We start from the raw sequence: 20,151 nt of genomic DNA, 5'->3' as shown, positions 1-20,151 counted from the left end.
TCCAACGCTCTCTCGATCAGCCTTGCGACAACGCAGCGACGCCGGGCAGGACCCGGCCTTCCATCCACTCAAGGAAAGCGCCACCCGCACTCGATACAAAGGTGAAATCGTCGGCGCAGCCAGCTTGGTTGAGCGCAGCGACGGTATCTCCGCCGCCAGCAACCGAAATCAGCGAGCCGTCGCGCGTCAAGGCGGCGGCAGTGCGTGCCAGCGCGACGGTGGCCCTATCGAAGGGCGGTGTCTCGAACGCCCCGAGGGGCCCATTCCATACCAGGGTGCGACAGTTTTTGAGGACATCGCCCAGCGCTTCGACGGCAGCAGGCCCTATGTCGAGGATCATTTCGTCCTCGCAGACCTCATGGACGTTGACGGTGCGGGTCGGCGGGTCGGCGCGGAATTCTTTTGCGACAACCACGTCATAGGGCAGATGGACGGTACAGCCCGCTACGTCCGCGGCGTCGAAAATCCGGTTGGCCGTGTCGACGAGGTCATGTTCGCACAGTGATTTGCCGACGTAGACACCACGCGCCGCCAGGAACGTGTTCGCCATGCCGCCACCGATGATCAAATGATCGACTTGGGCGACAAGGTGTTCCAGCACGGCCAGCTTGGTTGAAACTTTCGCACCGCCGACAACGGCCGCAACGGGATGTTCGGGGTTGCCCAACGCCTTTTGCAGGGCGTCGAGTTCGGCCTCCATCGCGCGACCGGCAAATGCCGGCAGCATGTGCGCCAGCCCCTCGGTGGACGCATGGGCGCGGTGGGCCGCTGAGAACGCATCGTTGACGTACAGATCGCCCGATTTGGCCAACTCAGCGACGAAAGCGGGGTCGTTCGCCTCCTCGCCAGCATGGAACCGTGTATTTTCAAGCAAGGCGATCGCTCCGGGCTGGAGCAGGGCGAGGGCAGAGGCCACGCTTGCCCCCACGCAATCGCTGACAAACATCACCTCGCGTCCCAGCAGGCTGGCAAGCCGATTGCACATCAGCGCGGTCGAAAGTCGCGGATCGCCACCAGCACGCGGCCTGCCGATATGGGTCAGCACCAGCACCACCGCCCCGGCGTCCGATAATTCCGCCAACGTCGGGACCGCCGCCCGTAACCTGCTGTCGTCAGTGATCTTCGCACCATCCATCGGCGCATTCAAATCCTCTCGCACGAGCACCCGCTTGCCACGAACATCGCCAATGTCGTCGAGAGTTTTGAACGTCGCCATCGTCAGATCAACTTGCCGATGGCACCGGCGGTATCGACCATCCGGTTGGAAAAGCCCCATTCGTTATCATACCAACTGACGACGCGAACCAGCTTGCCGCCGATCACGGCCGTTTCCAGGCTGTCGACGGTTGAGGACACCGGATTATGGTTGAGATCGACCGACACCAGCGGCTCATCGGTATAGGCAAGGATACCCTTCAAAGGCCCTGATTCCGAAGCAGATTTCAGGATTGCGTTGACCTCTTCCTTGCTCGTCTCGCGCGACGGCACGAAGGTCAGGTCGATCAGGCTGACATTCGGGGTGGGCACACGGACCGCCGAGCCATCCAGCTTGCCCTTCAGTTCGGGCAGAACCTCACCAACGGCACGCGCGGCACCCGTCGTCGTCGGGATAATCGACATCGCGGCGGCGCGGGCGCGGCGCATGTCAGGGTGAATCTGGTCGAGGATTTTCTGGTCGTTCGTATAGGCATGGATCGTCGTCATGAGACCGTGTTCGATGCCCAGCGCATCGTTCAGCACCTTGGCGACCGGCGCGAGGCAATTCGTCGTGCAGGACGCATTCGACACGATGACGTGATCAGCGGTCAGCTTTTCATGGTTCACGCCATAGACGACGGTCAAGTCGACACCCTTGCCCGGAGCCGAGATCAGAACGCGCTTGGCACCGGCATCCAGATGCTTTTGCGCATCACCCCGATCGGTAAAAAAGCCTGTGCATTCAAGCGCAATATCGACACCATTGGCGCTGTGCGGCAGGTTGGCGGGATCGCGCTCCGCCGTCACCTTGATCCGCTTGCCGTCGATGACGAGATCCTGGCCATCAGCCTCGACGCTCCCGGGATACGCACCGTGGACCGAATCGCGCTTGAACAGCATCGCATTCGATTTTGCGTCACCCAGGTCATTGATGGCCACGAGTTCCAGTCCGCAATCGGGCCGCTCGAGGATGGCGCGTGCCACAAGACGTCCAATGCGTCCGAATCCGTTAATCGCAACTTTGACGGTCATGTGTTTGTAGTCCCTTCGAGTTTTTCGATAATCTGCGGCGTGATCGCGTCTGCGGTCAGGCCGAAATGCCGGTAAAGATCGTCAATCGGTGCCGATGCGCCAAATCCGTCTACGCCAAAACGCAAGCCATCGCGAACATGGCGTTCCCATCCGAAGGTGGTCCCCGCCTCGATCGATACGCGCAGCGGACCCGCGGGCAACACCTCATCGCGATAAGCCTGCGATTGTGATTGAAAGTTTTCCCAACTAGGCAGGGAAATCACGTCAGCACCGATGCCGTGCTCTTCCAGGCGGTCGGCCACTTCGATCGCCAGCGACACTTCGGAACCGGTCGCCAGCAGCAGGACGCGACGGGCGGCATTGGCGCGTCGCAACACATACCCACCCTTGGCGCACATATTTTCTTCAATCCCGACACGTACTTGCGGAAGGTTTTGACGTGACAGCGCCAACAGCGAAGGCCCCTCCGTCCGGGCCAAAGCCAGTGCCCAGCACTCTGCCACTTCAATGGCGTCGCAGGGACGATAGACATGAAGGTTCGGAATCAGCCGGAGCGACATGACATGTTCGACCGGCTGATGGGTCGGGCCATCTTCGCCCAGTCCGATCGAGTCGTGGGTCATCACATAAATGACGCGCGCCTGCTGCAATGCCGACAGCCTGATGGCGGCGCGACAATAATCGGAGAACACCAGGAACGTGCCGCCATACGGGATAATCCCGCCGTGCAACGCCATCCCGTTCATCGCTGCTGACATCCCGAACTCGCGGATACCGTAATAAATGTAACGACCGGAATAATCGTCCTTCGTCAGTGGCTTGGTGGACGATGTTTTGGTATTGTTCGAACCCGTAAGATCAGCCGAACCGCCGATCGTTTCGGGCATTGCCTCGGTGATCGCCCCAAGGACCATTTCAGAAGACTTTCGCGACGCAACATTGGCCGGCTTGGCCAGCAAATCCGCCATGAAATCCTGAATGACCGAATCACCTGCGGCCTCACCACTCATCCGCCGTCTGAACTCCGCCGCTGAAGGGCTTGCGGCGAGACGCGCGTCCCACTCGGCCCGAGCCTGCGCACCCGCTTCGCCGAAGCTGCGCCATTCTGTCAGGATATCGTCGGGAATAACAAATGGCGCATCCGGCCATTCGAGCGTCGCGCGCGCAGCGGCAACTTCCGCCGCGCCTAATGCGGCACCATGCGTTGCGGACGTCCCCTGCTTGTTCGGCGCACCCTTGCCGATGATCGTCCGGCAGGCGACCAGCGTCGGCCGCGGATCGGCGATCGCGGCGTCGAAAGCACGGGCAATATCGTCGGGATCGTGACCGTCGCACGCGACGACATGCCACCCGCTGGCCCGATATCGCGCGGGAATGTCCTCGCTGGTGGACAGGCTCGTCGCGCCGTCGATCGTGATGCGATTATCGTCCCACAACACGATCAAGCGACCGAGACCAAGATGCCCGGCAAGTCCTACCGCCTCGTGATTGATACCCTCCATCAGGCAACCGTCGCCAGCGATAACCCAGGTGTGGTGGTCGACAAGCGCGTCCCCGAATACCGCGTTCAGATGTCGTTCGGCGATGGCCATGCCGACAGCGGTCGCGAACCCCTGCCCCAGCGGCCCCGTCGTAGTCTCGATCCCCGGGAGTTCGAAGTTTTCAGGATGGCCTGCACAGGGACTTCCGATCTGCCGGAAGTTACGAATATCGTCCATCGTCGGCGCATCATAGCCGCTCAAATAAAGCGTTGCGTAAACCAGCATCGAGCCATGGCCAGCGGACAGGACGAACCGGTCGCGGTCAGGCCATTTTGGCGCTTTCGGATCGAACTTCAGGTATTTCGAGAACAGGACGGTCGCCACGTCGGCCATCCCCATCGGCATACCGGGATGACCCGAATTGGCGGCCTCCACTGCATCCATCGCTAATGCGCGAATGGCGTTGGCAAGTCTGCGCGGCGTTACGCTCATTAGTATCGCACCTTTGGCCCCGAGTCGCTCCGATGCGACGGCGCGTTCATTTGTCGCGGGGGAACGCAGGCGTCAACTTGCCAACCGGATTGCTGCTGTATTGCCCGTTCCGATTGCCATGCTATTCACACCGAATGACCGAAACCACCGTTATTGCCCTGCTCGACCGGATTAATCTTGCCATGGCCCGGATCGAGGCTGCCGCTGTGGCACGACGCCAGATCCCGGGCGTGCCCGACAGCGATTCGCGCTATCTTGCGCTACGCACACGTACCCAGGCGGCCCTGGCCAGCCTGGAATCGGTGATTGCACAGATCGGCACGAACGAGAGGACGAACTGATGGCCGAGGTCGACTTGCAGGTTGGCGGACGAAGCTATGTCATCGCCTGTCGCGACGGTGGCGAGGACCATTTGCGGACGCTGGCGCAGCACGTCAACCGCAAGGCTGAGGAGGCACGCGCAGCCGTCGGAGGCATGAACGAGGTGCGGCAGATGCTTTTTGCGGCTTTGTTGCTGGCCGACGAATTTGCCGAGCAGGCCGCAGCGGTGCCGACCGCCCCGGTCGGCACGGAAATCGCCGCTGCGCTGAGTAAACTGGCTTTTCGGCTAGAGGGCGTGGCCGACGCACTTGAGGGCGGCACCGTTAACGCCTAAGTTAGGGACGGTGGGCACTGCCCGGCACGAGCTCGTAGAAAATCCCTGAGGCGATTCATCATCCAAGGGAGCTGTCCCTGATCAGGCCCTGGCCTGCTTATATGGTTCCCACCTGACGTACTTGGCGTCAGAGGATATTCCGGAGCAAACGACCATGGCGGTCCCGCCACTTTTCCCCAACGATGCGCTGGCCGCGCTTCGCAAGTCGATGAGGAAAGTGCGCCAACGTCTTGATAAGGAACAAGTTTGGCGCGCGGCGGTGCTTCCGCCAGCTGTTGTCACGCAGATCACCGGCAGTCACCTGATCGGTCTGTATTCAGCGATGTCGGGTGAGCCGGACCCCGGCCTGATCCTTGCAGAACTCGGTATGGACATCTCGCAACAGCCTGTGCCGACCGCACTTCCCGCGCTTGCAGCGGATTCGGACCTGATGTTTCGGCGATGGACGAGGGGCGATCCCCTCACGGAGTCGCCGTGGAACGGGTTGCAGCCATTCACTCGTGCTGAAGCGGTCGTGCCCGACGTCATCTTCGTGCCTTTGTTGGCATTCGACGACGAGCTCAACCGGCTTGGCCAGGGCGGAGGCCATTATGACCGGTATTTTGCCTGCCATGAGCGTCCTTTGCGCGTTGGTGTCGCGTGGGAGGAGCAACGCGTCCCGCAGCTTGCAACGCGCCCGTGGGACATTACGCTAGATGCCGTCATTACCGAGCAATATTGTTATTTGAGGAAGGTAGAACGATGCCGCAGCCAATAGACAAGCCGAGCTGGCGTAAGCCAGCGGGGATGTTCATCATCCTGGCGCTGATCGCGGCATGGTCGGTCGTGATACTCGTCCTGTCACCGGTCATCGGCGCGCTGGCCTGGCCATTGCAGGCCATCTTCTATGCAGTCGCCGGCACGGTGTGGATCATGCCGCTCAAACCATTGCTGCGCTGGATGGAACTCGGCCGCTTTCGCTGAACCTGTGCGCCGAGCATTGGTCCAAAATGGACCACGCTGGCGCGAGTGACGGGACTCGAACCCGCGACCTCCGGCGTGACAGGCCGGCGCTCTAACCAACTGAGCTACACCCGCTTGCAGAAGCGTGAGGCGCGGCGAATAGGCCAAATCGCGAGCCTGTCAAGGCAGTGAGCTTGGATCAGTCACATCATTCGTTAACAGAACTTAACTGACGTCAACATTTTTGACGCCACTTTAACGCAATATTTCATCCTTTGGTCACATCACGTCCTTCAGCAATCGCAGGATGTGACGTCAAATGCCCAATTTCGGGATTTTATGGTCGATAATGAAGGTACGTCTGGGAGCTGTTGTTCTCATGGCGATCCCGGCCACGACGATCGTTTTTTGCGCGCCTGCGCTGGCGACAGGAACCAGTGCCGGCACGACGATCACCAATACGGCAACGGCAACGTACACCAATTCGGTCGGCCAGCCGGTTTCGGTACCGTCGAACAAGGTCGACCTGAAAGTCGATGAAGTCATTAACGTGAAGGTGGCGTCTGCCGACCCCGGCGACGTCAGCGCCTTTTCGGGTGGCACCAACCAGATTCTCAGTTTCAACATCACAAATACCGGAAACGGATCAGAGGCGTTTCGCCTTGCCCCGGTCAATGCGATTGGTGGCGACGCGTTCGATCCATCGACCACTTCGATCGTCCTCGATACCAATCACAACGGTGTTTACGACGCGGGCGTCGACACGGTCTATGCCGCCGGGTCGAACGATCCCGTCCTCGCGGCCGACGGGTCGATCCGCGCGTTCATACTGTCGACCATTCCCGGGACAGCCACCGATGGCCAGCGTGGCCAGACCGACCTGACAGCAACCGCGGTAACGGGCACCGGCCCCGCCGGGACCGTCTTTACGGGTGTTGGCGATGGCGGCGGCGATGCCGTGATCGGCACCTCCACAGGCGTCGGGCGCGACAAGGGTTTTTATATCGTCAGCGCGGCGACGGTTTCGTTCGTGAAAAGCGCAACCATCGCCGATCCGTTCGGCGGCACGCGATCAGTCCCTGGATCGGTGATCACATACACTCTGGTTGCGACGGTTTCGGGCAGCGGTGCGCTGTCTAACCTGGCCGTGACTGATCCCATCCCTGCCGCCACAACCTACGTCGTCGGCAGCCTGACGCTTCAGGGCGCGGCGCTGACCGACGCCACGGACAGCGACGCCGGGGAATTTTCGGGCACGGCGATCGCCGCGCGGTTCGGTGGCGTAGCCGCTGGCCAGACGCGAACCGTCACTTTCAAAACCAAGATCAATTAGGAATTAGACCGGTGATCAGACTTATTCTCGCTTTGTTTGCGCTTTCGACACCTGCCGCTGCGCTTGCTGCCAATGACGTTGCGCTGACCAGCGCGATGTTCGTCGAGCGCGCGGTTCCTCGGTCCGGTGGCAAAGTGAAAGTCACGCTCGAGCAGCCCAAGTCGGTGCCGCCGGGCGCAAAGCTGGTGTTCGTGCTGAGCTATCGCAATCAGGGCAAGACACCCGCAACCAATTTCACGGTGACCAACCCCATCCCGGCCGGCGTCGCCTTCGACAGCACCGCCGACGCGGGGGCCAGCTATTCGGTCGATGGCGGGAAAAGCTGGGGGTCTCTCGGCACGCTGCGGGTTTCCACCGCGGGCGCATCGCGCGCCGCTTTGCCCGAGGATGTCACGCATGTTCGCTGGATATTGAAAGCACCGATTGCGATCGGTGGCACCGGCAAACTGAGCTTCAGAGGTTCCGTTAAGTAATTGAGAATTCCGCCTTTTCGATGCCGGCGGTGGGGGATGGCATCATGAACTGGATTAGGAAAGAGAATTCGAGATGAAGACCATGACCAAATTCCTGGCTGCTGCCAGTGCCATTGCCTTGACAGCGCTGGGCTCGGGCCCGGCCTTTGCTGCGGGAACAGCCGCCGGGTCTAATATCGTTAACAACGTGGTGGTCAACTACAACGTCGGCGCCGTCGCGCAGACGGCGATCAACGCGTCGAACACGTTCGTGGTCGATCGAAAGATCACGCTGACGGTTGCGCCTGTCGGCACGACAACGACCAACGTGTCACCCGGCCAGATGGCCGCCGTCACGACCTTCACCGTGACCAACACTTCTAACGCGACGCTCGATTTCGGCCTGTCGCTGGCCCAGCAAGTCGGCGGCGCTGCCCCACATGGCGGCACGGACAATTTCGACGTGACGAGCCCGATCTTTTATCTCGACAATGGCGACGGCACTTTCAATGCGGCGACCGATACCGTCATCACCTATCTTGACGAAGTTGCAGCGGATAGTTCGAAAACCGTCTTCGTCGTGGTCAACATCCCGATCGGGCGCGCCACCAACGACGTTGCCGCTGTCACGCTTACAGCACAAGCAGACAATGGCGGCACCGCTGGCAGCCAGGGTGCCGTGCTGACCGAAACTGTCGGCGCGAATACTGCCCTGATGGACACGGTATTTGCCGATACGGCGGGCGCGACCGATGCTGCCCGCGACGGCCTGTTCTCCGCCAAGAACGATTATACCGTATCTGCTGCTGCACTGAGCGTCACGAAGACGGCGACGATCGTCTCGGACCCGCTGAACGGCACGACCAATCCTAAAATGATCCCGGGTGCCGTGGTTTCTTATTGCATCCTGGTGAGCAACGCCGCTGGCGGCGCCGACGCATCGGGCGTCGCGATCAGCGATCCGCTGCCATCGCAGACGACCTATGACGGCACCGGCATCTTCATCAATTCGACGGCGGGCACGTGCTCCGGCGGCACGAACAGCGGGACGATCGCTGGGACGACAGTTTCCGGCACGATTTCAACTGTTCCTGCGGGCACCACAAGGACGCTCTACTTTCGCACGACCATAAACTGACGCGCAGCCGGCAGCATGCTTTGGGGAAAGCGTGCTGCCGGCTTGCTGCGCGTGGCGTCGCTGCCTTTCGACAGTGACGCCACTTGCGGCTTTTCTCGGGGACCAAAACGATGACATCTTACTTTCGCAATCTCGCCGCCTTTGGGACCGTCGTCCTGACCGGCGTCAGTGCGCCTGCTTTTGCCGCGGGCACGACCGCCGGGTCCACCATTACCAACACGGTCTCGGTCGGTTATTCGGTGGGGGGCGTTGCCCAGACCGCCGTCAGCGCGACGAACACATTTACTGTGGATCGCAAGATCACGCTGACGGTTGCGGAAACGGGCACGGCGACGACGACGGTTGCTCCCGGTCAGTCCGCCGCGGTTACGACCTTCACGGTCACAAACACGTCCAACGCGCCGCTCGATCTCGGTCTCGCTGTTGCTCAGCAAGCGGGCGGCACCGCCCAGCATGGCGGCACCGACAATTTCGATGTTTCGGCGCCGGGCCTGTTCATCGATACCAACACCAATGGCACGTACGACGCAGGGACTGATCTCGCCGTCACCTACCTCGACGAAATCGCCGCCGATGCATCGCGAACTGTTTTTGTCGTCGCTAATATTCCCGCCAATCGCGTCAATGGCGATGTCGCAGGCATTACGCTGACCGCACAAGCGCGTGAGGCCGGGGGAGCCGGTGCCCCGGGCGTTGTGATCACCGAGACCACCGGTGCCAATACCGCGGGCCAGGACACCGTGTTCGCCGATGGTGCAGGCTCGACCGATGCCGCACGCGACGGCCAATTTTCAGCACGCGACGACTATACCGTATCAGGCGCGACGCTGACGGTGACCAAGATCAGCAAGGTCATATCGGATCCATCGAACGGCACGACCAATCCAAAGCTTATTCCGGGCGCTGTCGTCGAGTATTGCATTCAGACCGCCAACGCTGCCGGTGGTGCGGGCGCCAGTAATGTGGCGATTTCGGACACGTTGCCGACGCAGACGACATTCGTGCCAGGGAGCATTTTCATCAACGGAACCGTTACCAGTGGGTCCTGCAATGCGGACGGCACCGCTGGCGGCACTTTCTCTGGCGGAACGGTCAGCGGCACGCTGGCGACGGTCGCGGCGGGCACGGCCCGCACGCTTTATTTCCGGACAACGATAAATTGATGCGCGCGACGGCTCGCTCCTTGCTGACCTGGCAAGCGGTGTACCGTCGTGCCCTTTTTTATAGGTAACGCGATTAACCATCTGAGGGCCTTCGGAGTTTTGCTTGCAGCCATGGCGCCCGCCATGGGCAGCACACCCGCGCGCGCCGATACGATCAGCAATACCGCGACGATCCAATGGGACGCGGGAAACGCAACGGTTGTTCGCCAGTCGAACCGCGTCGACCTGTTGGTCGACCGCAACGTCGCGACCCTGACGCTTTCCACGTTCCACTTCGCCACCACGCCGAACGGCCAGCAACTGAACATCCCGCAGACGATTTGTCGCGGGAAAGTCGGCGACCGTCCAGTGGTGCTGACCGGCGCTTACGCCGACACCCCTCTCAGCCCTGCCACCGTCGAGCAGACAACACTTTTGCGCGCAGGCGAACCCCTGGTGATCCGCGTTACTTCGGCAGTCGACAATCGAGACCCTTCGCGCGTCGATACGCTGACGGTAACGCTTAAGACGCCTGCCGGGGATGAGGAGACGCTGGTCCTCGGCGAAAGCGGTGTCAATACCGGCCAGTTCGTCGGCATGATACGAACCTCTCCGGTTCCTCCCAGCCCCGTATTGCACGATTGCGAGCTTTCGCTCCAGCCTGGTGACAAGCTGCAGCTCGATTCAGTTCGCGCCGATGGTTCGCTGATCGCCAATACGCCGGTCGAGGTGCTGATAGATCCCTATGGCGCTGTCTTTGACAGCCGTGACGCCACGCCCATCAATGGAACCACCGTAACGCTCATCGATGCGGATACGGGCGCTCCCGCAACCGTGTACGGCGACGACGGCACTTCACTCTTTCCATCCACATTGGTTACAGGAACTACTGTTGTTGATGCGAGAGGGGCTACTTACACCTTCCCAGCGGGCGAATATCGCTTTCCCTTTGCCAAACCCGGCCGTTACAAGCTGCTGGTTCGGCCCCCCTCGCCTTACACTGTGCCGTCACTGTCAAATCCGGCTGACCTTGCCAGTCTGCGACGACCTGACGGGCTTCCCTTCGCGCTCGGTCCCGGCTCCTATGGGGCTATTTTCGTGTTATCGGACCCAGCCCCGGTGCGGATCGACTTTCCCGCCGACAAGCCTGCGGGCGGCCTGACCCTTCGTAAGGCGGCTTCCGCAGCGGTCGCGGTTCCCGGCGACGCCGTGCAATACCGGATTACGGTGACCAATAGCGATGCCACGCGCGCCACCGGCATTGTCACCGTGACCGATCACCTGCCATCGGCGATGCGCCTGAAACCAAACACGGTTCGCTACAATGGTGAACTCATAACCTATACGGCTAGTAGTGATGGTCGGGACCTGGATATCAGGCTCCCGGCGCTGCCCATCCGCGCATCGGGTGTCGTCACTTACCTGCTGGAGGTTCGTCCCGACGCGCAGTCAGGCCAAGCGATCAACCGGGCGCAGGCGCGCGATACATTCGGAACGACCAGCGCCATTGCGGACGCCGCCGTCCGCATCGCCCGCGACGGCATTTCGGATCGCATGACCATCATCGGTCGCATTACCGATGGCGGATGCAGCGTCGACCCCAGGGCGACCAATGGGATCGCGGGGGTCCGCGTAATGATGGAAGATGGTAGCTATTCGGTCACCGAGATTGACGGGCGCTATCATTTTGAAGGCGTGTTGCCGGGCACGCATGTCGTCCAGATCGATCCGTCGACGCTCGGCCCCAACCTCGTGCCTGCAAACTGCGCCCTCAACGCGCGTTCTGCAGGCAGCGCTATCTCGCGCTTTGTCGAAGGCCAGGGTGGTGCCCTGTTGCGCGCTGACTTCCACGCAACCGCCGGTTTCAACGCGCCGCGTTCGACCGCGACAGCCATTGCGCCATTGAGCGCCGCGACCGACCAGGCCGCGGCGGGCGCCGAGCGCGACTGGTTTAGCGGCCAGACCCCGGGCATCGCATGGCTGTTCCCCGAACCCGATCACAACCCGCGGACAAAAGCCGTGCGCGTTGCCATCAAGCATCTGCCAAGCCAGACGGTCAGCCTGTTTGCCAACGGCAAGCCGGTCGATGCAATGGCGCTGGACGGGACGCGCAAGAACGCCGACGCCACCGTTGCCGTCACCCTGTGGCGCGCGCTCGACCTTAACGACCGCGACACCCGTTTTACCGCCGAGGTCCGCGACGCCAGCGGAACGGTGGTCGAGCACCTGTCCCGCGACGTCCACTTCTCGGCAAGCCCGCTCCACGCCGAATTTCTGCGCGACCGCTCGTCGCTGGTGGCAGACGGCGTGACCCGGCCCGTAATCGCCGTTCGCCTGACCGATCGCGATGGCAAGCCGATCCATCACGGTCTGGTCGGCGACTTCAGCGTGCCCGCCCCTTATTATCCCGCCGTTGAAGCCGACGCCCAGCAAGCCCGCCAGCTCGCCGGTCTGGAACGCGCCCGCCCGGTCTGGCATGTCCACGGGGACGACGGCGTCGCCTATATCGAACTGGAGCCAACGACGGCTTCGGGCACGCTGACGCTGACCCTGCCCTTTCGCGATGGCGAAGTGACCCGTTCGCAGCGGATCGACACCTGGTTAACGCCGGGAGATCGTCCGTGGACTGTCGTTGGCTTTGCCTCGGGAACGGCTGGCTTCAACACCGTGAAGGGTCGTCTCGAAGAACTCGGCAAGGGGTCGGACGAGTGGCTGACAAGCGGTCGCGTGGCGCTTTATGCAAAGGGCAAGATCCAGGGCAAATGGCTGCTGACACTGTCTTACGACAGCGCCAAGCACGAAGACCAGACCCGGTTCGGCGGCACGCTCGATCCGCAGGCTTATTACACCGTCTATGCCGACCGCAGCGAGCGTCGCTACGACGCCGCATCGATCCGCAAGCTATACGTTCGCCTCGAACGGCCGCAGTTCTATGCGCTGTTCGGTGACTATGAAACCGGCATGGCCGAACCCCAGCTCACGCGTTACGTCCGCACCTTCAACGGTCTGAAGGCGCAGTATCGGTCGGAACATGTGGCCGCGACCGCGTTCGCCTCGGACACGCCCTATCGGCATCGTCGCCAGGAAATCCAGGGGAACGGCCTCAGCGGTCCCTATGGTCTGGCGGCGCGCGACATCTTGCCGAACAGCGAAAAGATCACGATCGAAGTTCGCGACCGCCTGCGTTCGGACAAGATCATCGAGAGCAAGGTCCTGACGCGGCACATCGATTACGACATCGACTATGTTTCGGGCACACTAACGTTCCGTTCGCCAGTGGTGAGCCGCTCGTCGCTGCTCGACCCGCAGTTCATCGTCGCTGACTATGAAGTCGATGGCGTCGCCCAGCGTGTCACCAACGCCGGTGGCCGTGCATCATGGACCAACAGCGCCAAGACACTGACGGTCGGCGCCAGCGGCATTCACAACGAAGACGACGTCGCGCGCACCAATGTCGGTGGCGTCGATGTTCGCTATACACCTTCGGCCTCGACCGAAATCCGTGCAGAATTTGCGGGCAGCGGCAACAAGGTTCGGCCAGGATCGAATGTCGCAAGCGCCGGTGCATCGACCGCATGGCTTGTCGAGGCCGAGCATCACGGTCCGAAGTACGACATCTTCGCCTATGCGCGCGAACAACAGGCGGGCTTTGGTGTTGGCCAGCAAAATGCTTCGGAAGTCGGCACGCGCAAGTTCGGGGCTGATGGCCGCCTGCGCATTTCGCCCGAACTGTCGCTGGTCGGGAGCGCATGGCAGGAAATCCAGCTTGGCAGCGACGCCCGTCGCAACGCGGGGCTCGCGAAGGTCGAATATCGAACCAAGGCCCTCGACCTGCGTGCCGGGGTCACGATTGCCAACGATCGCCTCGTGGATGGAACGACCGCCAATTCGACGATCATCCAGCTTGGTGCCACCAAAAAGCTTTTCAACAATCGCTTGGAACTGGACGCGCAAACCGAATTCGCACCCGGCGGCGTGAGCCGGAGCGTCGATTTTCCTGCGCGTCACACTGCCACGGCACGCTTTGCGGTGACGTCGGCGGTAACTCTGATCGGCTCGTACGAAATCGCCAGCGGCAAGTCGGTCGATGCGCGGACGGCGCGCATTGGCTTCGACCTCAAGCCATGGGCGGGCGGACGTCTGGTCGCGACGGCCAATCGCCAGGATGTCGCTGAATACGGACCACGCAGCTACGCCGCCTACGGCCTTGCCCAGTCGTTGCCGATTGGCAAACGCTGGACTGTGGATTTCACGCTCGACGGCAACAAGACCCTCGGTGGGATCGATCCCTCACGCGTGTTAAACGTTAATCAGCCGGTCGCGAGTGGCGGGTTTCTGGGCATCAACAACACGATTACCGAAGATTTCACCGCTGTCACCGGCGGCGCAACGTATCGCGGCGATCGCTGGAGCTGGAACGGTCGCGCCGAATATCGCAACGGCGACCTTTCCGATCGCTATGGCATTACCACGTCGATGCTTCGCACGCTGGGCGAGGGTCGCGCCTTGGGAGCGACTGCAAGCTGGTTCCGCGCCAAACAGAATGCCGGTCCGACCACCCAGTCTGCGGCGCTCGCGGTCAGCTGGGCCAATCGCCCCGACAACAGCCGCTTCGCGTGGCTCGAAAAGCTGGAACTCCGCAGCGACAAGGTTTCGAACGCGGTCGCGGGGCAAAACGATGCGATAGGTTCGGTGTTGCTGATCACCGGTGATGCTGTTTCTCGGCGGATTATCAACAGCCTCAGCGTCAATTGGTCGCCCACAACGAAAAGCGAAGGCCGCTATCTCGGTCGCAGCGAATTGTCGCTGTTTTGGGGCAGCCGATATGTGGCCGATCGCTACGACAGCGACGACCTGACCGGCTGGTCGAATGTCGTCGGTGCGGACATCAAGTTCGACCTGTCTGAAAAGATCGACCTGGGCGTGTCGGGAACTGTCCGCGAAAGCGCTGCAGGACGGGCCATCAGTTATTCCGGTGGCCCGGCAGTTGGCATTGCTCCGTTCAAGAATGGCTATATTTCGGTAGGCTACAATATTGTCGGCTATAATGACCGCGACTATAACGATGCACGCTACACCCGTTCGGGACCTTATGTGACCCTGCGCTTCAAGTTCGACCAGAAAAGCTTGTCCGGGCTGGGCCTGGGATCGTCGCGCCGCTGAGGCGGCCTACAACGATCGCCCTCCCAGGGAACTCATCGAACGGCCGTGAATTGATGCTTCGTTACGGCAGCAAGGTAATTTCCATGACTCCTGACGATAATAACACGACCGCCGAAGATGAGGGAACCATAAATAAGGTCGCAAACCAGATGGGTCCGGCGGGTTTGACCGCGGACAATGACGTAGGGCTAATTGTTTCGGGGCAGCCAATCGGCGGCCCGAATGATCTCGGCGAGAAAGCCCATGAACAAGACGAGTGATTCTGCAGGGTGACGATCCGGGTAAACGCCGATATGGTTATCCGTCACCGGAAGCCGTTTGCCGTTCTGCGCAAACGGGCCATCGAAGATACTTCGATCTTCCTACCTTTGATAAGGAGGCGGCAACCATCACCCGGCAACAGAATAACAAGTATCGGACGCCTGCCGTCGGGCTTTGTGCGGCTGCGACAGGCCCATCTTTCTTTCACCAGCAGAAAAGCCGGATGGAGGCCTTCGACCACGCGTTCATGGCGACGAAAATGACGGCGTTACAGCATCGCGAGAACATCTTTTTGCTGACTGGCACTGTGGGCATGGTCAGCGCGAGATTGCATGTTGATGTTCAAATCCAGCGACCGTTTTTTTCAACGTTTCGTCAAGACACGGGGTCAGCAAGGATCTGGACGCACGCTGGTCCGAAATGTTGGGCCAGTTGGCAAACTAAGACTGCCGGATTATCCCACTCAGCGTGTGATTTCGGCAATTTTCAGTTGTGGCGTGCCATCTAGCGTTAGCGATCGAAAAAGACTGTTCGCGATCGGAACATCGAACCGGCAGCCAACAAATCCCTTGTCGCTCCAGACAACGGTAGCGTGGATTGGATTGGTTCCTGAAAAGCGCAGCCAGACGCGCTCATTGGCACTGTGTTCGAGGGGTGATTGAATTCTGCAGCCATAGATGGACAGGTCGCCAAGAACGGCTTCGGTTGGCTGTTCGCTGAACTTCCGCACGCTGGCTTGGGCCACCAACACCGAAACGCGGGGAGACGACCGACGGTTGATGGGGTCGATTAAAGGTGCTTCAAGCCGTTGGACATTCGATACCATGTGTGTTCCCCGGGGCTATACATTCCCCGCTGGGCCTGCCTTAACGGACTGTTGTCAAACAAATCTTAACGCCGCGTTCTATGGTCGCGCGCTTCTGGCTTTACGGTTTCTTTACGCCGGAGCCGGGCAATCCACCGCGAACCTTAACGTCCATTTCGGCCATGGGTGACGCCTGACTTAACGACAGGCGGACCAATGCCCATCGATCTTCTGCTCGGCGCGATCGTCGCCGCAATCGTGCTTTTCTATTTGCTGGCCGTGCTCGCACGTCCCGAACGATATTGAGGGAGCGCACGCAATGACACTTATCGGCTGGGGGATGATCCTCCTTTTCATAGCAGTCACGGTTGCGCTGGCGCGGCCTGCGGGATCATGGATGTATTCACTGTATAGCGGTAGCGAGATGCCACTTGCCCGTCCGCTCGTTTTGATCGAGACGGGATTATACAAACTTGCCGGGATCGACCCGAACAAGGATCAAAGCTGGGTCGGCTACGCCTGTGCGCTGATGGTTTTCAATATTGCAGGCTTTGCCATGCTCTTCGCGATCTTGAAGCTTCAGGGCGTCCTGCCCCTCAATCCGCAAGGCTTACCGGCGGTGGAAAACTATCTGGCGTTCAACACGGCGGTCAGTTTCGTCACGAATACCAACTGGCAGAATTATGGTGGAGAAAGCACGCTATCGCACCTGTCCCAGATGCTTGGCCTTACCGTTCAGAATTTCTTTTCTGCAGCCACGGGTATCGCAGTCGCGTTCGCACTCATTCGTGGGTTTGCACGCAAGCAAGGAATGGGGATCGGCAATTTTTGGGTCGATGTGACCCGGACGACGCTTTATCTGCTGCTGCCTATCTCGATCATCCTTGCCGTAGTCTATGTGGCGCTCGGCGTGCCACAGACGTTTGCCGCTTCGGCAACAGCCACGACGGTCGAAGGGACAAAGCAGGTTCTGACGTTGGGACCGGTCGCGTCGCAGCTCGCGATCAAGATGCTGGGCACGAACGGTGGCGGATTCTTCAACGCCAATTCAGCGCATCCCTTTGAAAATCCTAGTGCCGTCGTCAATTTCATCCAGATGCTCAGCATACTCGTGATCGGTGCCGGCCTGACGCTGACCTTCGGCAAGGCGGTAGGCAATATCCGCCAGGGTTATGCGATTCTGGCGGCCATGCTATTGCTGCTCGTCGGCGGTGTCGCGGTCACTTATGGCGCAGAGGCGGCGGGCAACCCCATCCACCACGCTCTCGGCATCGTCGGCGGCAACATGGAGGGAAAGGAAGTTCGCTTCGGCGTCGCGACCTCCGCGCTGTTCGCGACGATAACCACGGCAACGTCCACCGGGGCCGTAATCGCGGCGCATGACAGCCTGATGCCGCTCGGCGGGATGATAGCCATGTTTAACATGCAGCTTGGCGAACTGGTGATCGGCGGGGTCGGGTCGGGACTATATGCGGTACTGGTCAATTGTATTCTCGCGGTGTTCATCGCCGGGTTGATGGTCGGCAGGACCCCCGAATATGTCGGCAAAAAGATCGAAGCGCGTGAAATGAAGCTGGCTGTCATCGCCATCGTCATTCCGCCCTTGATGATCCTCGCCCTGTCGGCGGTGGCGAGCGTCTTGCCCGCCGGGCTGGCGGGACCGCTTGCCAAGGGGCCACATGGATTTTCCGAAATCCTGTATGCTTTCACCAGCGCGACTGCGAACAACGGCTCAGCTTTCGGCGGGCTGACGGGCAATACACCCTTTTATAATCTGCTGCTTGCCTTGGCCATGTTCGTCGGGCGCTTCGGGGTGATCCTGCCCGTCCTCGCCATCGCAGGCGGTCTCGCCACCAAGAAGCGCATCCCGGCAGGTGCGGGATCTTTCCCGACCACCGGGGGGCTGTGGATCGGCTTGCTCATGGCCGTCATCGTCATCGTCGGCGGACTGACATTCCTGCCCGCACTCGTCCTCGGACCGATTGCCGACCAGGCGCAGATCGCCGCCGGCACCGTCCTTTAAGGGTATTTGAAATGGCTAACCAAACTTCGTTGTTTACGGGCCCATTGCTAACGGCGGCGGCTCGCGACAGCTTTGTGAAACTCAACCCGCGTACGCTGATCCGTAACCCGGTGATGTTCGTGACCGGATTGGTCGCGGCGCTCTCTACGGTTTTGCTGATCAAGGGCATCTTCACCGACTCAACCAGCGTCATGTTCCAGGCGCAACTGGTGTTCTGGCTGTGGCTGACGGTGTTGTTCGGCAATTTTGCCGAAGCGATGGCAGAGGGTCGCGGCAAGGCCCAAGCGGCATCGTTGCGATCGACCAAGGCCGACCTTCGCGCCAAGAAACTGATCGAGCTCGACGATAGCTGGGAACTGGTCAACGCAACCGAACTGAGCATCGACGATGTCGTGCTGGTCGAAACCGGGGACCTGATTCCCGCCGATGGCGAAGTCGTCTGGGGCGTCGCCAGCGTCAACGAGGCTGCCATCACCGGCGAAAGCGCCCCTGTGATTCGCGAAGGCGGCGGCGACCGTTCAGCGGTGACCGCAGGGACGCGAGTCATATCGGATTCAATCAAGGTGCGCGTCACCGCGGGTGCGGGCCAGGGGTTTCTGGATCGCATGATCGCCCTGGTCGAAGGAGCGAGCCGCCAAAAGACCCCAAACGAAGTCGCGCTGACCATATTGTTGGCTGGCCTAACCCTTATTTTCCTGATCGCGGTTGCCTCCTTGCCCTCCTTTGCGGCCTATGCAGGTGGCAGCCTGGCGGTTCCGGTTCTCGTCGCATTGTTCGTGACGTTAATCCCCACGACAATTTCAGCCTTGCTATCGGCGATCGGTATCGCCGGAATGGACAGGCTGGTGCGCTTCAACGTGCTGGCCAAATCGGGACGCGCCGTGGAGGCGGCCGGTGACATCGACGTACTGTTGCTCGACAAGACCGGCACGATCACCATCGGCGATCGCCAAGCGACCGCATTTCTTGCCATCCCGGGCGTTAGCGATCGCGATTTGATCGCGGCGGCGCATCTTGCCAGCCTCGCCGATGAAACGCCAGAAGGCCGCTCCATCGTAGTGCTGGCCGGCGCAGGCGAGGCGATGCCTACCGATGCAGAGCCGATCAAGTTCACCTCGCAAACCCGCGTTAGCGGTTTGCAGATCGGCAATCGTTCGCTGGTCAAGGGTGCGGTCGACGCCGTCCTGCGGCGACTGGGGGACAGTGTCGACCCGGTCGCGGCCAAGGCCCTGAAGGCGATCTCGGACGAGATCGCGCGCTCGGGCGGAACGCCGCTCGCCGTCGCCGATGGTGCCCGCTTGCTAGGCGTCGTTCACTTGAAGGACATCGTCAAGGCCGGTATCCGCGAGCGGTTCGGGGAATTGCGGAATATGGGGATTCGGACGGTGATGATCACCGGCGACAACCCGCTTACCGCCGCCAGTATCGCTGCGGAAAGCGGGGTCGACGACTTCCTTGCCGAAGCAACACCCGAGGACAAGCTTGCGCTGATCCGCAAGGAACAGGAGGGCGGGAAGCTGGTCGCAATGTGCGGCGACGGCACCAACGACGCTCCGGCGCTGGCGCAATCGGACGTCGGCGTGGCGATGAACACCGGCACGCAGGCGGCGCGTGAGGCGGGCAACATGGTCGACCTCGACAGCGATCCGACCAAGCTGATCGAGATCGTCGGGCTTGGCAAACAGTTGCTGATGACGCGGGGCGCACTGACGACGTTCTCGATTTCCAACGACGTCGCCAAGTATTTTGCGATCCTGCCTGCCATTTTCGTGGCGCTGTATCCTGGCTTGGGTGTGCTGAACGTCATGCGCCTCGGCAGCCCGGAAAGCGCGATCCTGTCGGCAATCATCTTCAACGCGCTGATCATCCCGGCATTGGTCCCGCTGGCTTTGAAAGGCGTGAAATACCGGCCCGCCCCGGCCGGGACGCTGCTGGCGCGTAACCTAATGGTTTACGGCCTCGGCGGCCTGATCGCGCCGTTCATCGGCATCAAGCTTATCGACCTGGTCGTCAGCGGCCTTCATCTCGCTTGAGG

Annotated in this window: 17 protein-coding genes and 1 tRNA gene; 13 read left to right on the top strand and 5 right to left on the bottom strand. The window is 60.9% G+C overall.

All coding sequences use genetic code 11. From position 1 onward, the window contains the following. Window positions 1–16: 16 nt before the first annotated feature. From pgk to tkt, 3 genes are read right to left on the bottom strand one after another with little or no spacing between them, the layout of a single operon-like run. Window positions 17–1,216: a phosphoglycerate kinase gene (pgk, locus tag Q0R02_RS13480; protein ID WP_293884313.1), complete on the bottom strand. Its 1,200-nt coding sequence runs from the start codon at window positions 1,214–1,216 to the stop codon at window positions 17–19. Window positions 1,217–1,218: 2 nt separating this feature from the next. Beyond that, window positions 1,219–2,229 carry a type I glyceraldehyde-3-phosphate dehydrogenase gene (gene gap / locus Q0R02_RS13475; RefSeq protein ID WP_293884311.1) on the bottom strand — a complete coding sequence of 337 codons (1,011 nt, stop codon included), beginning with the start codon at window positions 2,227–2,229 and terminating at the stop codon, window positions 1,219–1,221. Further along, the gene (gene tkt, locus Q0R02_RS13470; protein WP_293884309.1) at window positions 2,226–4,202 is read right to left on the bottom strand and encodes a transketolase; all 1,977 of its coding nucleotides are present in this window, start codon (window positions 4,200–4,202) and stop codon (window positions 2,226–2,228) included. Before tkt ends, gap begins: the two co-directional genes overlap by 4 nt. 134 nt (window positions 4,203–4,336) lie before the next feature. Between tkt and Q0R02_RS13465 the strand changes: the two genes are divergently transcribed. From Q0R02_RS13465 to Q0R02_RS13450, 4 genes are all read left to right on the top strand, one after another. Beyond that, window positions 4,337–4,543 (top strand): hypothetical protein, encoded by a 207-nt coding sequence (locus Q0R02_RS13465; protein ID WP_293884307.1) that lies wholly within the window; start codon window positions 4,337–4,339, stop codon window positions 4,541–4,543. Further along, window positions 4,543–4,857: a cell division protein ZapA gene (locus Q0R02_RS13460; RefSeq protein ID WP_293884305.1), complete on the top strand. Its 315-nt coding sequence runs from the start codon at window positions 4,543–4,545 to the stop codon at window positions 4,855–4,857. The genes Q0R02_RS13465 and Q0R02_RS13460 overlap by 1 nt, the downstream gene beginning before the upstream one ends. Window positions 4,858–5,011: 154 nt before the next feature. After that, window positions 5,012–5,614, top strand: a complete 603-nt coding sequence (locus Q0R02_RS13455; protein WP_293884303.1) for a 5-formyltetrahydrofolate cyclo-ligase — start codon at window positions 5,012–5,014, stop codon at window positions 5,612–5,614. Continuing rightward, entirely contained in the window at window positions 5,599–5,820 is a 222-nt protein-coding gene (locus Q0R02_RS13450; RefSeq protein ID WP_293884301.1) for a DUF2842 domain-containing protein, read from the top strand. Before Q0R02_RS13455 ends, Q0R02_RS13450 begins: the two co-directional genes overlap by 16 nt. A gap of 37 nt (window positions 5,821–5,857) precedes the next feature. Here Q0R02_RS13450 and Q0R02_RS13445 read toward each other — a convergent pair. Continuing rightward, window positions 5,858–5,934: transfer RNA gene (locus tag Q0R02_RS13445), tRNA-Asp, on the bottom strand. 244 nt (window positions 5,935–6,178) lie between these two features. Between Q0R02_RS13445 and Q0R02_RS13440 the strand changes: the two genes are divergently transcribed. The 6 genes from Q0R02_RS13440 (at window position 6,179) to Q0R02_RS13415 (ending at window position 15,287) form a co-directional block, all read left to right on the top strand. Then, complete coding sequence (locus Q0R02_RS13440) at window positions 6,179–7,132, top strand: hypothetical protein (protein WP_293884299.1); 954 nt, start codon at window positions 6,179–6,181, stop codon at window positions 7,130–7,132. Window positions 7,133–7,143: 11 nt separating this feature from the next. Beyond that, window positions 7,144–7,605, top strand: a complete 462-nt coding sequence (locus Q0R02_RS13435) for a hypothetical protein (protein WP_293884297.1) — start codon at window positions 7,144–7,146, stop codon at window positions 7,603–7,605. A gap of 73 nt (window positions 7,606–7,678) precedes the next feature. Further along, window positions 7,679–8,722: a hypothetical protein gene (locus Q0R02_RS13430; RefSeq protein WP_293884295.1), complete on the top strand. Its 1,044-nt coding sequence runs from the start codon at window positions 7,679–7,681 to the stop codon at window positions 8,720–8,722. 110 nt (window positions 8,723–8,832) lie between these two features. After that, window positions 8,833–9,885, top strand: coding sequence for a hypothetical protein (locus Q0R02_RS13425; RefSeq protein ID WP_293884293.1), 1,053 nt, complete (start codon window positions 8,833–8,835; stop codon window positions 9,883–9,885). A 123-nt stretch (window positions 9,886–10,008) separates the two neighbouring features. Then, on the top strand, window positions 10,009–15,027 hold the full coding sequence (locus tag Q0R02_RS13420; protein WP_293884291.1) for a hypothetical protein: 5,019 nt from the start codon (window positions 10,009–10,011) through the stop codon (window positions 15,025–15,027). An 83-nt stretch (window positions 15,028–15,110) separates the two neighbouring features. Next, window positions 15,111–15,287 carry a hypothetical protein gene (locus tag Q0R02_RS13415; RefSeq protein WP_293884289.1) on the top strand — a complete coding sequence of 59 codons (177 nt, stop codon included), beginning with the start codon at window positions 15,111–15,113 and terminating at the stop codon, window positions 15,285–15,287. 464 nt (window positions 15,288–15,751) lie between these two features. On the opposite strand, the gene Q0R02_RS13410 is transcribed toward Q0R02_RS13415, so the two are convergent. Then, on the bottom strand, window positions 15,752–16,114 hold the full coding sequence (locus Q0R02_RS13410) for a PilZ domain-containing protein (protein ID WP_293884287.1): 363 nt from the start codon (window positions 16,112–16,114) through the stop codon (window positions 15,752–15,754). 195 nt (window positions 16,115–16,309) lie between these two features. Here Q0R02_RS13410 and Q0R02_RS13405 point away from each other — a divergent pair, with 195 nt between their 5' ends. From Q0R02_RS13405 to kdpB, 3 genes are read left to right on the top strand one after another with little or no spacing between them, the layout of a single operon-like run. Further along, the gene (locus Q0R02_RS13405) at window positions 16,310–16,399 is read left to right on the top strand and encodes a K(+)-transporting ATPase subunit F (RefSeq protein WP_293884286.1); all 90 of its coding nucleotides are present in this window, start codon (window positions 16,310–16,312) and stop codon (window positions 16,397–16,399) included. 13 nt (window positions 16,400–16,412) lie between these two features. After that, window positions 16,413–18,116 carry a potassium-transporting ATPase subunit KdpA gene (gene kdpA, locus Q0R02_RS13400; RefSeq protein ID WP_293884284.1) on the top strand — a complete coding sequence of 568 codons (1,704 nt, stop codon included), beginning with the start codon at window positions 16,413–16,415 and terminating at the stop codon, window positions 18,114–18,116. A gap of 11 nt (window positions 18,117–18,127) precedes the next feature. Next, window positions 18,128–20,149, top strand: coding sequence for a potassium-transporting ATPase subunit KdpB (gene kdpB / locus Q0R02_RS13395; RefSeq protein ID WP_293884282.1), 2,022 nt, complete (start codon window positions 18,128–18,130; stop codon window positions 20,147–20,149). Window positions 20,150–20,151: the final 2 nt, after the last annotated feature.

The sequence above is a fragment of the Sphingomonas sp. genome (genome assembly GCF_025353885.1).
Lineage (GTDB): Bacteria > Pseudomonadota > Alphaproteobacteria > Sphingomonadales > Sphingomonadaceae > Sphingomonas_O.
Note: the sequence above shows the minus strand (reverse complement) of the source record. Positions and strands in the feature narration are given on the sequence as shown.